Source organism: Clostridium polyendosporum, assembly GCF_018332455.1.
GTDB lineage: Bacteria > Bacillota > Clostridia > Clostridiales > Clostridiaceae > Clostridium_AY > Clostridium_AY polyendosporum.
Genome location: NZ_BOPZ01000004.1, coordinates 1 through 15,015, shown reverse-complemented (window position 1 = coordinate 15,015; position 15,015 = coordinate 1). Strand labels below are relative to the sequence as shown.

Genomic DNA, 15,015 nt, shown 5'->3' with positions numbered 1-15,015 from the left:
TCTTATTTGCTGCCTAAACTCTGGCTCAAATTTAATAGAACTTTAAACTGTAGCTTCGCATTGACATAGGAATTTTAGTCGTTCTATCTTAAAGTTTGAATTTGCTAGTATCTCTGGCCAAATCTTAACCATTTGATATACCTTATTTTTTTTGTTATCGGCCAAAATATCCCAAGGTACAAGACTAGGATCAGTTTTTTTCTTATTATCTTTATTATCACCATATTTCCAACCCGTTTCTTTTCTGTGAAGACACCAGCGAGTATGTTCATATACAGCTAGAATATTAAGTTCTTTTTCAGTAAATTCTATAGCTGTTGGTTTCTCTTTAACAGAAACGACATCATAGTTAATTCTGAGTAAGGCATTTGGAATATGTTTTGCTTGATTACGACTAGAATTTTTTAAATCTTCACTAAGTTCTTCCCATGGTTTTATAAAATCCAAATCTATATTCTTGTTATTCTCATTAAGTATTCTATACTTTTCATGAATATCTATTGCAAGTTTTTCGATTTTTTCACTAAAAAAAGCATCATGCATTAAATGACGTAAGAATTGTTCTTCATCTACATGCAGTTTTAGTTGCTCTTTAGATGGTAGATGAGATTGTTCCCACTTTTTTGCATTAGTTAGCATACTCATCTCTAATATAGCTTCCATAGATCTTGATTCATGCTTATATCTTGGAACTTTAAGTAGAGCTCTTACTACACCATTATCAATCTGAACTTCTCCATTGTCATTTATAAGATGAGGTACTTTTCTCTCAAGTAGTGAACGTAATAACATTGCCCTTCTAATGATGAATAGTTGATCCCATTTTTTATCAGTTTGATTTGGCCCTAGGATATTTACGTAGCCTCTTAGACGGCTTACAAAGTCTGGACCTTTGGCACCTTTGAATTCTGATAGAAATTGTTTTTGCTCATTCTCATCGTTTATATCCTCACCACAGAATTCCTTAAATGTACTGCTTGTTCCACCAGCAAATACAAAAATAGCTTTCCCGATAGGATGAATAGAATCTCCTTCTCTGAATACTCCATCCTGCATAGGGGCTAATAAGTATTTTAACCAGCCAAGCTTTCCTTCAAAGGCTGAATCAAATTCATCAAAAAATACTAGAGGAACTTTGCCTTCTAAAGAAAGATCTCTTACTTTATGAAAGGCGCTTATTAGATCTGATAGTGATTGGAACTGCGATAAATTAAAATTTAATTTCTTAATTAAATTTGGAGCAATACTAGCAGCTACTTCCGTTACACCAAAAGATTTTCCAGATCCAGGAGTTCCAAATACAGCAATAGAAAGTGGACGTTCTATATTCCTAGATGAGATATATTCACACATGAGATTTTTAATACTTCTATAGCTTTCAATTTCTGTTCTATCTACAGTTTGTAATTTCCCAAACTGTGCTATAGGTATGAATTTAAGTGCATTCTTTACTCCATTTTTAACAATATCATAAGCTATTTCTGCTAAATTCGTAGAACTTTTATCTTTAAGAATGTACCAGCAGGAATAACAGTTAGTATTAAATGAATTAGGTATTTTCACATCTTGAACATGTTCCTTGTATATAAAATCATTTTCTCCTTCAAGAAATATTGAAGGATTAGGAAATTGATATTCTTCAATATTTTTTCCAAAGCCTTCGGTGAAATATTTTTGAGCAGCAACAATACCGTCACGAATACCCTTATCTATTGATTGAGAAAGCTCGTCGTTGTTATGATTTCCTGAAACAATACCACGTGCAAGTCCAGCAACGAAGCAAGAGGTAAGTCCATACATTTTGCCTTGAGTTTCTTTAAAAGAACCTCCTTCAAATTCATAAGGAAGGAAGTATAAACGAGATTCAGTTGAGCTTTCATTTTTATAATATATGGCACCCTCAAGGCCGAAGGGAACTATTAAGTGACTACATTTTGCAAGAAAGGAGAGGTTAGGATTATTATTAATTTGCCATACAAAATCTTGAGCTGTTCTTTCCCAAGAAAGACTTTTACTTATATTAACTCCTTTTGAACGTAGATCATCACCGTTTATAACTACTATGGTTTTTTCAATATGAAATTTTTCTAAGTGTTTCCAAAGAGTGCTGGAACCATTAGGATTATTCATCTTATATAAGATTATTGGAGATTTATTAGATGATTTTAAAGCTAAAGGCCAGAATTCTTTATTAGAATTAAAACTATTATTTTCATCATCTAATATAACTATATCAGCATTATCATTATCATTTATAATAGGGAGTAACTTAGGCAGACCAGATGATGGTCCTGTAAACCCAAGAAAGCGTCCTACTCTGTACACTTTATCATTATTTTTTTCATTAGCAGATATAGGAAAAAGCTCTAACTCTGCAGTAGAGCGAAGAAATTCTCTTGATGAAGCTGATTCTAGATCTGGTATTTTAGGTGAAAGTATACAAGCACCTGTTGATAAAGCTACAAGTTTTGATAGAAGTAGGGCCTCTCCAGACTTTAAGGCATTATGCATATTTAAATGAGTCTGCCAGTTCAAACCTTTATTATTTTGAGGATCTGTTATCCATTGTAGAGAATTTATACATATATCTCCTGATACGACTATTGTTACATTTCTATTATCCATAGTTATCACCCCTAATGTATTAAGTTTTGCAATAATTTAATAATATCTTTAACTAATAAATAGATTGATTATATCGATAAACAATTTTATAACTAAATTTATAAGGATTAAAGTTGTTTATACTCATAACTAATAATATGTTTTATTTAGTTTTTACTATTGTATGATATTCTTTATTGAATTATAACATAATTGTAATAAAGAATATATGATTTCAGTCACATTTTACTTATTTTTTTTAAAACTAAATTTAAATTGACAATTATTCTATGTTTAGGTATTATTTATTGTAAACCTGTAATTATAGGATGGTTTACAATAGATATTAGGAGGAGTTATATGAATAACAAAACTAGAGATATGATTTTAGTAGCACCATCAGTAAAAATTGTACCTATATTAACAAAAGAAGAGTTTATATATAGTATTAAAATAGAAGAGAAGCTTAAAGGTGCACTTTAATGACTAAAGGTATTTTTATCACAGGTACAGGAACAGATGTAGGAAAAACAATTGTTACTGCAGGATTAATGGAATTACTTCGTTCTCATGGATATAATGCATGTTATTTTAAGCCTGCTCTAAGTGGTGCCATTGAAGAAAATCATATGTTAATCCCTGGGGATACTAAGTTTGTAAGTAGAGTAAGTGGCCTTAAAGAAAAATATGAAGATATAACACCTTATATATATAAAACTGCTACAGCTCCGCATCTTGCTTCTAAAATAGAAAATAAGCCTATTTGTATAAACCTTGTAAAAGAAAAATTTGAAGCTTTGAAAAAGAAATATGATTTTATAGTAGTAGAGGGTAGTGGAGGTATTGTATGTCCTTTAATAGATAATGAGAATGGAATCTATCTTCTACAGGATCTTATAAAGGAATTAAATTTAACTGTGATAATAGTAGCAAGTGCAGGTCTTGGAACAATAAATCATACAGTAACTACAGTTGCCTATATTAAGAATTTAGGAATAAAAATTAAGGGGATTATAGTTAATGGTTATGAGGATACTGTTCTTTGTAATGACAATATAAAAATGATTGAAAAACTTACTAAAGTCCCTATACTTGCAATATTTCCATGGATTGATGGCGTAGATAAAGAAGAATTAAAGTTAAAAAAGTTTATTGATGAAGTCCATAATTCTTTACAGGTAGAAGACTTAATTAATTGTATGGATGAAATTTAATTTATCTATATATGGAGGATAGAATGAATAGTTATCAGAAAAAAGATTTACAGTATATATGGCATCCTTGCTCCCAGATGAAAGATTATGAGGAGTTACCTCCTATTGTAATTGAAAGAGGAGAGGGGTGCTACCTTTATGATGTGGAAGGTAATAAATACTTAGATTGTATATCGTCATGGTGGACAAATTTGTTTGGACACAGCAATAAAAGGATTAATAAAGCACTACAGAATCAAATAAATAATATAGAACATGTTATTTTTGCAAATTTTTCAAATAAACCGGCTATAGAATTAGCAGAAAAACTTGTAGAGATTACTCCTGACAGATTAAAGAAGGTTTATTTCTCTGATAATGGTTCATCTGCAGTAGAAATTGCTCTAAAGATGAGTTTTCATTATCATCAGCAAAAAGGAGTAAGTAAAAAAACTAAATTTGCGACTATAACAAATGCGTATCATGGTGAAACTTTAGGAGCTTTATCTGTTGGGCATTTAGATCTTTACAGTAAAATATATAAGCCCCTTCTATTTGATACTATAAGGGCAGAGGGTCCTGATTGCTATAGGTGTAAGTATGGTCAAAATAGAGAAACTTGTAATGCAGAATGCTTTGAAGATATGGAAAAAGTTTTACAAGATAAACATGAAGAGCTTTGTGGTATAATAATTGAACCAATGATTCAGGGAGCAGCGGGTATGAGAATGTATTCTCCGATATATCTTAAGAAACTAAGAATTGCTTGCGATAAATACCAAATACATTTTATTGCTGATGAAATAGCTGTAGGCTTTGGAAGAACAGGTAAGATGTTTGCTTGTGAACATGCAGGAATAAGTCCAGATCTTATGTGTTTATCTAAAGGAATTTCTGCTGGATATATGCCTATGTCTGTAGTAATGACTAGTGATGAAATATATGAGGCTTTTTATGGAGAATATACAGAGCTTAAAGCTTTTTTACATAGTCATACTTATGCAGGAAATGCTATGGCCTGTGCAATAGCTTGTGAGAGTTTAAAGATTTTTGAAGAGGACAATGTTCTTGAAAATAATAAGATAAAATCGCAATTAATAAGAGAATTAACACTAGAGAAAGCTAAAAATTGCCCTTATGTAGGGGAGGTTCGTCAGCTTGGAATGGTAACAGCTGTGGAACTTGTTAAAGATAAAGTAACGAAGGAAGTTTTTTCGTGGAAGGATAGAGTAGGCTATGAAATATATAAAATAGCTTTAAATAAAGGTCTTTTATTAAGGCCTATAGGAAATGTGTTATATTTTTTACCACCATACGTTATAACAGAAAAGGATATTAAGTATATGGTTAATACTACTTTTGAAAGCATATATGAATATTTTAGGAAGTAAGCATAGTTTCTTAGATACCTTTATAATAGATAAATATTTTATAAACTTAAAAATAGAGTGAAATAGAAAATGATTAATTTTCCGTTTCGCTCTATTCAGTTATAAACGCTTTTGATCTTATCATGTTAATGTTTATCATTTATAAAGTATCCTTATCAGGAGTTTTAATTTGAAATTGATTTGTTTTTCCCATCATATAAGCTAACTTAATTATGGATTTTTCATCTGCAGTCATTTCTCTATCAAACATTTTTTCAAATTGCTCGATTAATTTAGATGTGTCAATTTTTTCTTTTCTGCGTCTATGTCTATTTGAACTCTGTCTATTTGGATTATATATAGTAGTTTTAATCTTTTCACTATAGATTTTTTTGAAGATCTCTGCAGTATAGTAAGCATCATTAAAAGCATGGTGAAATTGATTTTTTAATTCAATATTTAATAATTCTACTGCATTGCTTAAGCCAATATTAGTGCCTTTTGGGCAATTAAGATATTTAGATGCGTAAGATTGAAGATTAATATATTCTTTAGGGATTGGGGATCCATCTAACCCATGATATGCTATGTTTCTAAATAACTCTTTCATATCTGCTATTCCCCATACACATAAAATACTTTTGTCATCTTTCACAAAATCGATAAGTTCTTTATAGATTTCCTTAAAAGATTCTGCAGTATTTAATTCGTCCATTGTAATACCTGTAATTTCTTTTACATAAGGATGAATTTCAGTATATATTTCAGGTTTTATTAGTTTATCTAGAGTTGAAATTGTTTTATGATTTTCATCGAGCTTTACTGCACCAATTTGAATTATTTCAAAAGGGCATCTTTGGGTTACTATGTTTTTATTTTCTTTGTTTAAATTGTAATCTTGATTAAATTCTAAATCAAATATTATATAATTCATTTTCTTCGCCCCTTAACGTAATTCATATTACTTAGTATGCCATTAATTAAAGAAAAACAAAGATTAGGGGTTAAAGCTATATATTTCATCTATAGATTTTCAGGTCTTGTTTCTTATAGTATTTACTTTAGGGTAACCTACAGATATTACTAGTGCAACCCTTTGATTTTTAGGTATATTTAGAGGTTTTTGTATTTATTTTTTAACAGGTATATCAAAATATGAACGAACACTTTGACGGGTTTTGACTAATTCTTAAAAATTCATAAGTGCACCTCGTTATTATGAAATATCTATATAGTAATATTATACTATAGTAGTAAAAAAATTAAATTCTATAATTAGCTATAATTAAAAATAAAATATACTTACTGGAAAATAAAAGTTGTTGCTTCTTTTGTGTAATAAAAAGAAGCACCTTAATGAATGGAACTATATCAATTTCAAGCTGTTTATTAAGTATATCTATATTTCTAGAATGTATTTTTAATATTTAATTTACGCTAAGATAATAAGAACTTAATATAAGATAATTATTATAATAGTAGATAGTGTTTTAAAATAAAATGGTGGAGGTAAAAAATGAATTATTTATATGATTATCATATCCACACTACCTATTCAGTCGATGGGAAGAATACACTGCTTGAAGTATGTAAAAGTGCGGTGGAAAAGGGGTTAAAGGAAATCGCTATAACAGATCATTTCGAGCCAACATCTAAAGATGAGAAGTATGAAATATACAAACCTAACAATTTGTTGTTAGAAGTTGCAGAAGCAAATGAAATATTTAGAGGGAAACTTAAAGTAAAGGTTGGAGTAGAACTAGGACAACCACATTTATTTTCATCAACATCTCAAGCATTAGTTAATTCTGTACCTTTTGATTATGTTGTTGGATCAGTTCATAAATTGCCAGGAGATATAGATGTTAATGAAATTGACTATAACAGTGTGGCTTTAGAAGAGATATGCCAAATTTATATCAACCAGGTAAAGAAACTTGTAATTAATGCTGATTTTAATTGTGTAGGTCATATAGATTTAATAAAAAGATATAGTACCGATATTTATAAATCAAGGATTACATTAATGATGCAACAAGAATTGTTAAAACAAATTTTTAAAATATTAATTTTAAAAGGTAAGGGCATTGAACTTAATACTTCAGGATTAAGGCAAGCTCCTAAAGAAACTATGCCGGGAATAGATGTGCTGAAGCTTTATCATGAACTTGGAGGCGAAATATTAACTATAGGATCTGATGCCCATTGTGCAAATGATGTAGGAAAGGATCTAGAGACGGGTATCGAAATTGCAAGGCAGGCAGGGTTTAAATATTTAACATTGTTTAGTAATAGAATACCTGAATGGATTATGATAAGCGATAAGAAGAATTTTTATTATATAGGTAGAAGTAAGAATATTATATAAAACTGATATAAAGCTCTTAAAAAGGGAGCTTTTTTTATCTGTAAGTTTATAATTATATATTTATTTTATAATTAAAAAACCAGTATTGAGCATTATATTGATATCCCAATACTGGTTTTTATAGCTATATTTAATATTTTTGTAAGTCACTTAGCTAAAGTTTTGCCTAAAATTACTTTTGCCACGACTTCTAGTTCAATTACATAAAATCATTATCTACTGTAATAATACAGTTATATTGTGGATGTAGATTCTTTATATCCTGTGTAATTTTTTCTTTAAGCTCCTCTTCTGTCATCATCTTATCTAACTGCCATGAATTCACTACTACATCAAAAATAAGATTTTTCTTCTCTCCATCTCCTACAACTCTAAAGTCGTGCATAGATTTTACAAGGGGATTATATTCTATTATTTTTTCAACCATTCTTTTGCAGGATTTTATTTCTTCGCAATCTGTGCAAATTGGATCCATATGAATTACTAAATATATATTGAACTCTTTAGAAATTTCTCTTTCTGCTGTATCGATTATATCGTGAATTTGCATTATATCAATATCTGACGGAATTTCAGCATGTATAGAAGCCATACACTTCCCATGACCATAATTGTGTATTATTAAGTCATGAACTCCTGTTATATTTTCATATTCCAATACGCTTTCCTTTATTTTTTTAACTAACTGTGGATCAGGTGCTTCTCCTAAAAGAGGATTGACTGTTTCTTTAACAAGGGAGTATCCTGAGTAAAGTATTACTAATGCTACTAAAATACCTATATAACCATCTACAGGTAATGTTGTGAATTTAGGAAGTAATAATGATAAGGCAACACAACTTGAAGTTACTACATCTCCTAAAGCATCAAAGGAGGCTGCTTTCAAGGCAGAAGAGTTTATGGTTTTACCTATATATTTATTAAATTTACTTAGCCAAAATTTAAAGATTATAGATCCTAATATGAGGAAAAAGGGAACAGCCTCAAAGGTGATTGGTTCTGGGTTAATTACTCTTTCAAAAGAAGACTTAACAAACTGAAACCCCACAAGTATAACCATGAAAGATACTATAAGTGCAGATATATATTCTATTCTTCCATGACCAAAAGGATGCTCCTCATCTGCAGGTTTATTAGACATTTTAAAACCTACTATAGTTATTATAGAAGAAGCGGCATCAGATAAGTTATTAAATGCATCAGCCATTACTGCAATACTAGCTACGATAAGTCCTACTGAAAGTTTTATGGTAAAAAGTATAATATTTATTGCTATTCCTATTATTCCACCAAGTAATCCAAAGCTTTCTCTTACCTTTTCATTGTTTGTGTCTTCATAATTTTTTACAAATGTTCTTACTAATAATTTAGATAGCATTCACAAACACTCCATTTCAAATTCTAATTCTAATTTTGTTATAATATAATATATTGATTATACTATAAATTTAGGAGAGATATGTATGAATTGTTATATTCACAATGATAGAGAAGCCACTGAAACATGTGATAGTTGTGGTTGTTTTATATGTATTGAATGTAACAATGAGATAAATGGCAAGAATTATTGTAGAAAATGTATTAAAGAAATGTATATTGAAAAGTTAACAAAAATTGAAGAATTAGAAGAGATGGCAAAACAACAGTCTATGGTATTTATGAATACTGATCAAGATGATGCCACAGCTTTCAATTCTTCTAGTTTATCAAGTTCTTCAGATAGTGTAAATCTATATCCCAAATGTACTAAAAGTAGAGTTGCAGCAGCATTATTAGCTATTTTTTTAGGTGGATTAGGTGCACATAAATTTTATCTAGGTCAAACTGGTGTAGGGATTGTATACTTACTTTTCTCCTGGACGTTGGTACCAGTAATACTTGGTGTTATAGAAGGAATTATTTATTTAATTTACAGTGATAAGGTTTTTGCAGCACAGTATGGACCACGTTAAGGCTATAAAAATTTATTGAATTCTACTCTAAAATAAAGACTAAAGTAATAAAGCCACTACTAAATTTTCGAAAAAAGTAGTGGCTTTTGTTTGTTGTTTCATAAAATGACAGAAAATAAAACTAGATAGGTGGATTTGATAAGTTTATTTTTTTTTGGGAGAAACATATAGATTTCCTGAAGTATCTAACCCTGCATAAAATACATCTTTCACATCTTTAATATTATGAGTTTTTAGCTGTTTTCTAAGCCAATATTCATCATAATTTGTATATTTCAAATTATCATATATTATTTTGCCATCAATAATTACGTCGCTTGTCAATCCTTTGTAAGTTCTCAAAATATTTAGATCACCAGTTGTTATTGGTTGCTTATTAGGTTTTGGCAGTACAGATAACTCACCATCAATCTCCATAACTGCGAACTCAACATCTCCTATATTAAATATATCTTTTTCTCTTAGTTGCATTATTAAGTCGTTTATAGTAACTTTTGATTTTTTAAGATTATAATCTAATATGTTACCATTTTTAATTAATATGATTGGTTCACCACCTATTAATTTTCTAAATTTAAAACTTTTAATATGTAAATAATCTGTAATTATCACTAATATAGTAATTATTGCTGCTGAAATTATAGCCAAGAATAAGGAATCCTCCGATCCCAATGCCATTCTTACTGCCACAGACCCAATAGTAACTCCAACTAAAAAATCAAAAAATGTTATCCGTGAGATTAATTTTCTTCCAATTAATCTTCCTAGAATTAATAGAATAATATATGAAGATATACTTCTTAGGATTATTTCTATAGTTTTGTTATTCATAGTTTTACTCCTTAGATTATTACTTTTTATATTGATATATTGTCAAAACATTTTTAACACTATTCATTTTCATGTACTTTATAGTTTTTGTTTTATAAAAAGTCATTCTAAAATCTTTTTTTAAATATTTCCTTTTTTTTACTTTTATTAATTAAAATATTTACTTTTTATGTAATTAGAAGGTATAATTTACTTAAATAACAAATTTTAAAACAGATTATATTAAATAATTTTATTATCTGAATATGTATTATATCTTATAATATAAAATATAAGATTTTTAATGAGGTGAGTTTATTGAATATAATTAAAAGATTTGTGCGGAGTTTAAGTGAATATTATGAAAATGGTTTAGGCAATAAAGAATATAATATAAGAGGATTTAATAAAGAAAGAATCCATAGTAATGGAACAAAATATGACGATAATGGTTACGATTACCATGGATATGATAAAAATGGATATGATAGAAATGGATATAATATAAGAGGATTTAATAAAGACGGAATCCATATTACTGGAACAAGATATAATTATGAAGGTTATGATTGTGATGGATATGATAGAAATGGATATGATAGAAATGGATATGACAGAAGAGGATTTAATAAGCAGGGACTTCATAAAAATGGATCAAGATACGATAATGATGGATATGACTTAAAAGGGTATAATATAAGAGAATTTAATAAGCAAGGACTTCATAAAAATGGAACAAGATATGATGATGAAGGCTATGATTTAAGAGGGTATGATTCAAGAGGGTTTAATAAAGATAGAGTTCATAAAAATGGGACAAGATATGATAATAGAGGCTATGATTATGACAGTTATCATAAAAGTGGAACATTTTTTAATGATGACGGTTATGATATAAATGGCTATGATATAAGGGGATTTGATAAGGCTGGAATTAATAAAAATGGAACAAGATATGATAATGAAGGCTATGATATAAGAGGATTTGATAAAGCAGGACTTAATAAAAATGGAACATTTTTTGATGATACTGGTTATGATATACGAGGTTATAACATTAGGGGGTTTGGTAAAGAGGGATTTAATAAAAATGGAACAAGGTATGATAATGACGGTTATGATATAAAGGGGTTTAATAAAGAAGGTCTTAATAAAAATGGAACATACTTTGATAATGAGGGGTATAATATAAAGGGTTATGATAAAAGTGGATTTGATAAGGATGGATTTCATGAAAATGGAACAAAATATGATAATACTGGATATGATTTAAGTGGATATGATGTAAGAGGATTTAATAAGGATGGGATTCATAAGAATGGGACAAGATATAACTATGAAGGTTATGATATAACAGGTTATGATAAAAAAGGATTTAATAAGCAAGGACTTCATAAAGGTGGAACAAAATATGATTCTACAGGTTATGATGCAAGAGGTTTTAATAAGTATGGAATTCATAGAAATAGAACAACATATGACTTTGAAGGTTATGATGTAAGAGGTTATGACGAAAGAGGATTTAATAAGCAAGGACTTCATAAAAATGGAACAAGATATGATGATGATGGATATGACTTAAGTGGGTATGATATAAGTGGATTTAATAAAAATAGTATACATCAAAATGGAACATATTTTGATGATGAGGGATATGGAGTAGATGGTTTTAATATTTTAGGTTTAGATAGAGATGGATATAATAGAGGTGGCCTAGATAAACAGGGATATGACAGAGAAGGATATGACAGATACGGATATAATAAAGATGGCTTTGATAGAGAAGGCTTCGATATGTATGGGTACAATAAGGAAAGCTATAATAAAGAAGGCTATAATAGATATGGATTTAATGCAGAAGGATATGATAAAGAAGGATATAATATAGACGGATTTAATATAGATGGATATGATAGAGAAGGCTTCGATATATATGGATATAACAAAGCTGGCATTGATAGAGATGGTTATGATAGAAGAGGTTTTGATGCAGAAGGATATGACAAAGAGGGATATAATATACGAGGATTTAATAGAGATAACCAAGATAGGCAAGGTTATAAAATAACAAAGACGTTCTCACTCATGTGAGGACGTCAATTTTTTTGAATACTTTAAATTCTTAAGCATAATTCTTTCTATATTAGCTGGATTACAAGCCATTATTTTTTCTTCTATCTCTGTATCAAATATAAAGCTTATCTCTATGCTATCAGCATAATTTGCAACTGAAAGAGATATTTATTCAATTTTCTACTAACAAATCAATAATTAATTATTGGGGCTGTGATACTAGTAGAGATCAGCTTATTGGGTACATATGGTATGCATATCAGAGATCAGATTTTAAAATATATGGCTTACATATATAAGAAAAATTTAAGAATAGCAATATTATTGGTTAATTTTGAATATTTGGAATATTATGTATGGAAATATAGCTCCATAGATGATATGATAAAAAAAAGGGGGGATTTTATGCGTAGCTTTACAAAAAATAAATTCAAAGTTTTAAAGGATGAACTAGATTTCTATAAAGATAATAGTCTCATAACAGTAGAACAGTATAAAAATATAATGAGTTTATACTCTGTTAAAAATGATTTGAATTTTATTACTATTTTACTTTTAATAGGCTCTGTACTTATTGGCCTTGGAATACTAACTTTTATAGCAAGTAATTGGCAAGCTCTAAGTAAGTTATCTAAGTTTTCGATTATATTGATTATCTTTTTAGGTTTTAATTTTGGAAGTTATAAGCTGTATAATAGATTACCTAAAACCAGTAGGAGTCTACTTTATAGTGGAGTAATAACCTTTGGAGCAGGCATATTTTTGGTTGGTCAAATGTTTAATTTTGGAGGTGAATTTACTACACCAATATTATTATGGGCTCTAGGAACACTCTCTATTGTGGTATTTTTTAAAGATAAAATTTTATTTATTTTTTCAGATATTCTTCTCTTGATTTATATAAATGGCCACTTTTCAACGAATAACTTACCATTAGCTGTTTTGATCCTAATTCCTATTCTTTATTATCTTAATAACCATTTTAATTTGGATAAAAATATAACCTTTTTTAATAATTGGATAGCTATAAATACATTTATATTTTTATTAGATAAGTATGGAAAAAATTTTACTATAGATATTATAGTAGTATTTGTTATTGGAATGATTATGTACTATATTCCAATGGACTTTCAAGGGAATGTATTCAAGTTTCAAGGAAACATAATATATGGAATAACTGGTTTAATGTTAACTTTCCCTGACAATTGGACAGAACTTAAATTTTTAACTGATTCTAATACTAAGATTGTAAGTGTAGTTTTCTCAATAGGTTTTCTAATATTTTTACTATTACAAACACATAAGAAAAATCTTATTTCACTGCCTATTATACTCTTTATAATTATGCGATATTATTTTGATACTTTGTATGATTTTATGCCTAAATCTTTATTCTTTATAATTGGAGGAATTGTATTAATAGGTTTTGGCTACTATTTTGAAAAGTTTAGAAAAGATAGTAGAGGTGAGAAATATGATTAATAGTATAAAAGAATTTTTAAGGTTTAATTTATTTTCTAAATTTGAAGAACTTAATATTAAAAGAAAATTTTTAATAGTCACATTAATACCTGTAATAATTTTATTATGTATGACCATTTTACCTTTGCTTACTTTATATAAAGGAACTGAAGTATCCATTCTAGCAAATGCATACCATTCTTCAGATTCATTTAGAGGAAAAAATTTATATTTAGAATATAAAATTAGTAATGTTACTGTTGATAAGCTACCAGACTCTATAAAAACATTAAATAAAAATTCTAACAATAGGCCTATAAATGCTTATGCTGTACTAAAAAAATCTGGAGATATATATGACTTAGATTATATATCCATTGAAAAACCTAAAACAGAATTATATTTAAAATGTAGAGTGTTACCATACTTTGATGAAAGTATTGATGGTTTTAAAAAGGAAGATGTTTATATTACTTATACTTTAGATAGGTTTTTTACTTCTAATGAAAATAAATCTTTAAATTCATATCCAGAAAATATAGAATATAATAACAATCAGTGGCTATATACTGCAAAAATTAAAATTTATAATGGATATGCTATTTTAAGTGATGTGCAATTAAGGTAGAAAAGATATACTAAAATCAATAGTTTTTAAGCATTCTGTCAAAAGGGGATAGCCCTTAAAGCTGATATCTTATTTCATGTAATTTCACGAAGTGAAATGTTACTCAAGCTATAGATACACAACTTCATAAATGAATTTTTTTAGCATTGAAGTTGTGTATCTTTATAAAAAACAGCAGTACAAATAAATGGTCTAAAGATAAATACAAGACTATTTATCAATATACTTCTCCCGGTGTATCAATATAAGATATCATAAGGAATAACAATAATAAGTAAGTATACAAGCTTTAAATTAAAATAAAGGTGTAAATGCTAAAATATTATAGTGATATATGATGATAAGATATCACTTGTCGACTTGATGCGACAAATTAAAAAGTAGTTTCTCACTAGATGTCAATTCAACTTGAAAAATTATAAAAAAAGTTGTTGACAGAGAAGCGAAAAGCTGATAAGATAATCAAGCGGTCAGTTGATGACACGCAAAAGTAACTTGGTCTTTGAAAATTAAACAGAGGAAATTAAGTACAGCAATTCTTTTGAGAGCAAGA

Annotated in this window: 12 protein-coding genes; 8 read left to right on the top strand and 4 right to left on the bottom strand. The window is 28.5% G+C overall.

Annotated elements, in window-relative coordinates; genetic code table 11:
• Positions 1 to 42: 42 nt before the first annotated feature.
• Positions 43 to 2,625: a RyR domain-containing protein gene (locus CPJCM30710_RS03290; protein ID WP_212902751.1), complete on the bottom strand. Its 2,583-nt coding sequence runs from the start codon at positions 2,623 to 2,625 to the stop codon at positions 43 to 45.
• 339 nt (positions 2,626 to 2,964) lie between these two features.
• Between CPJCM30710_RS03290 and CPJCM30710_RS18000 the strand changes: the two genes are divergently transcribed.
• From CPJCM30710_RS18000 to bioA, 3 genes are read left to right on the top strand one after another with little or no spacing between them, the layout of a single operon-like run.
• Positions 2,965 to 3,087 (top strand): hypothetical protein, encoded by a 123-nt coding sequence (locus CPJCM30710_RS18000; protein ID WP_281413946.1) that lies wholly within the window; start codon positions 2,965 to 2,967, stop codon positions 3,085 to 3,087.
• On the top strand, positions 3,087 to 3,818 hold the full coding sequence (bioD, locus tag CPJCM30710_RS03285) for a dethiobiotin synthase (protein WP_212902750.1): 732 nt from the start codon (positions 3,087 to 3,089) through the stop codon (positions 3,816 to 3,818). The genes CPJCM30710_RS18000 and bioD overlap by 1 nt, the downstream gene beginning before the upstream one ends.
• A 23-nt stretch (positions 3,819 to 3,841) precedes the next feature.
• Positions 3,842 to 5,188, top strand: a complete 1,347-nt coding sequence (gene bioA / locus CPJCM30710_RS03280; RefSeq protein ID WP_212902749.1) for an adenosylmethionine--8-amino-7-oxononanoate transaminase — start codon at positions 3,842 to 3,844, stop codon at positions 5,186 to 5,188.
• Between the two features lie 139 nt (positions 5,189 to 5,327).
• Here the strand turns inward: bioA and CPJCM30710_RS03275 are convergent, their stop codons facing one another.
• Positions 5,328 to 6,101: a 3'-5' exonuclease gene (locus tag CPJCM30710_RS03275; RefSeq protein WP_212902748.1), complete on the bottom strand. Its 774-nt coding sequence runs from the start codon at positions 6,099 to 6,101 to the stop codon at positions 5,328 to 5,330.
• 582 nt (positions 6,102 to 6,683) lie between these two features.
• Between CPJCM30710_RS03275 and CPJCM30710_RS03270 the strand changes: the two genes are divergently transcribed.
• Positions 6,684 to 7,535, top strand: a complete 852-nt coding sequence (locus CPJCM30710_RS03270; protein WP_212902747.1) for a histidinol-phosphatase HisJ family protein — start codon at positions 6,684 to 6,686, stop codon at positions 7,533 to 7,535.
• Between the two features lie 199 nt (positions 7,536 to 7,734).
• Here the strand turns inward: CPJCM30710_RS03270 and CPJCM30710_RS03265 are convergent, their stop codons facing one another.
• The gene (locus CPJCM30710_RS03265; protein WP_212902746.1) at positions 7,735 to 8,913 is read right to left on the bottom strand and encodes a cation diffusion facilitator family transporter; all 1,179 of its coding nucleotides are present in this window, start codon (positions 8,911 to 8,913) and stop codon (positions 7,735 to 7,737) included.
• An 85-nt stretch (positions 8,914 to 8,998) separates the two neighbouring features.
• Here CPJCM30710_RS03265 and CPJCM30710_RS03260 point away from each other — a divergent pair, with 85 nt between their 5' ends.
• Entirely contained in the window at positions 8,999 to 9,487 is a 489-nt protein-coding gene (locus tag CPJCM30710_RS03260) for a TM2 domain-containing protein (protein ID WP_246503438.1), read from the top strand.
• A gap of 144 nt (positions 9,488 to 9,631) precedes the next feature.
• Here CPJCM30710_RS03260 and CPJCM30710_RS03255 read toward each other — a convergent pair whose 3' ends face one another.
• Positions 9,632 to 10,318, bottom strand: a complete 687-nt coding sequence (locus CPJCM30710_RS03255; protein WP_212902745.1) for a DUF421 domain-containing protein — start codon at positions 10,316 to 10,318, stop codon at positions 9,632 to 9,634.
• Positions 10,319 to 10,615: 297 nt separating this feature from the next.
• Here CPJCM30710_RS03255 and CPJCM30710_RS03250 point away from each other — a divergent pair, with 297 nt between their 5' ends.
• The 3 genes from CPJCM30710_RS03250 to CPJCM30710_RS03240 all read left to right on the top strand — a co-directional run bounded on the left by CPJCM30710_RS03250 (position 10,616) and on the right by CPJCM30710_RS03240 (position 14,462).
• The gene (locus CPJCM30710_RS03250) at positions 10,616 to 12,388 is read left to right on the top strand and encodes a hypothetical protein (RefSeq protein ID WP_212902744.1); all 1,773 of its coding nucleotides are present in this window, start codon (positions 10,616 to 10,618) and stop codon (positions 12,386 to 12,388) included.
• Between the two features lie 387 nt (positions 12,389 to 12,775).
• Entirely contained in the window at positions 12,776 to 13,855 is a 1,080-nt protein-coding gene (locus CPJCM30710_RS03245; protein WP_212902743.1) for a DUF2157 domain-containing protein, read from the top strand.
• Positions 13,848 to 14,462 carry a GDYXXLXY domain-containing protein gene (locus CPJCM30710_RS03240; RefSeq protein WP_212902742.1) on the top strand — a complete coding sequence of 205 codons (615 nt, stop codon included), beginning with the start codon at positions 13,848 to 13,850 and terminating at the stop codon, positions 14,460 to 14,462. The genes CPJCM30710_RS03245 and CPJCM30710_RS03240 overlap by 8 nt, the downstream gene beginning before the upstream one ends.
• Positions 14,463 to 15,015 lie beyond the last annotated feature (553 nt).

Coding starts and splice junctions, on each gene's coding strand:
- CPJCM30710_RS03290 (WP_212902751.1), bottom strand. CDS start 2,625: ATGGATAATAGAAATGTAACAATAGTCGTATCAGGAGATATATGTATA.
- CPJCM30710_RS18000 (WP_281413946.1), top strand. CDS start 2,965: ATGAATAACAAAACTAGAGATATGATTTTAGTAGCACCATCAGTAAAA.
- bioD (WP_212902750.1), top strand. CDS start 3,087: ATGACTAAAGGTATTTTTATCACAGGTACAGGAACAGATGTAGGAAAA.
- bioA (WP_212902749.1), top strand. CDS start 3,842: ATGAATAGTTATCAGAAAAAAGATTTACAGTATATATGGCATCCTTGC.
- CPJCM30710_RS03275 (WP_212902748.1), bottom strand. CDS start 6,101: ATGAATTATATAATATTTGATTTAGAATTTAATCAAGATTACAATTTA.
- CPJCM30710_RS03270 (WP_212902747.1), top strand. CDS start 6,684: ATGAATTATTTATATGATTATCATATCCACACTACCTATTCAGTCGAT.
- CPJCM30710_RS03265 (WP_212902746.1), bottom strand. CDS start 8,913: ATGCTATCTAAATTATTAGTAAGAACATTTGTAAAAAATTATGAAGAC.
- CPJCM30710_RS03260 (WP_246503438.1), top strand. CDS start 8,999: ATGAATTGTTATATTCACAATGATAGAGAAGCCACTGAAACATGTGAT.
- CPJCM30710_RS03255 (WP_212902745.1), bottom strand. CDS start 10,318: ATGAATAACAAAACTATAGAAATAATCCTAAGAAGTATATCTTCATAT.
- CPJCM30710_RS03245 (WP_212902743.1), top strand. CDS start 12,776: ATGCGTAGCTTTACAAAAAATAAATTCAAAGTTTTAAAGGATGAACTA.
- CPJCM30710_RS03240 (WP_212902742.1), top strand. CDS start 13,848: ATGATTAATAGTATAAAAGAATTTTTAAGGTTTAATTTATTTTCTAAA.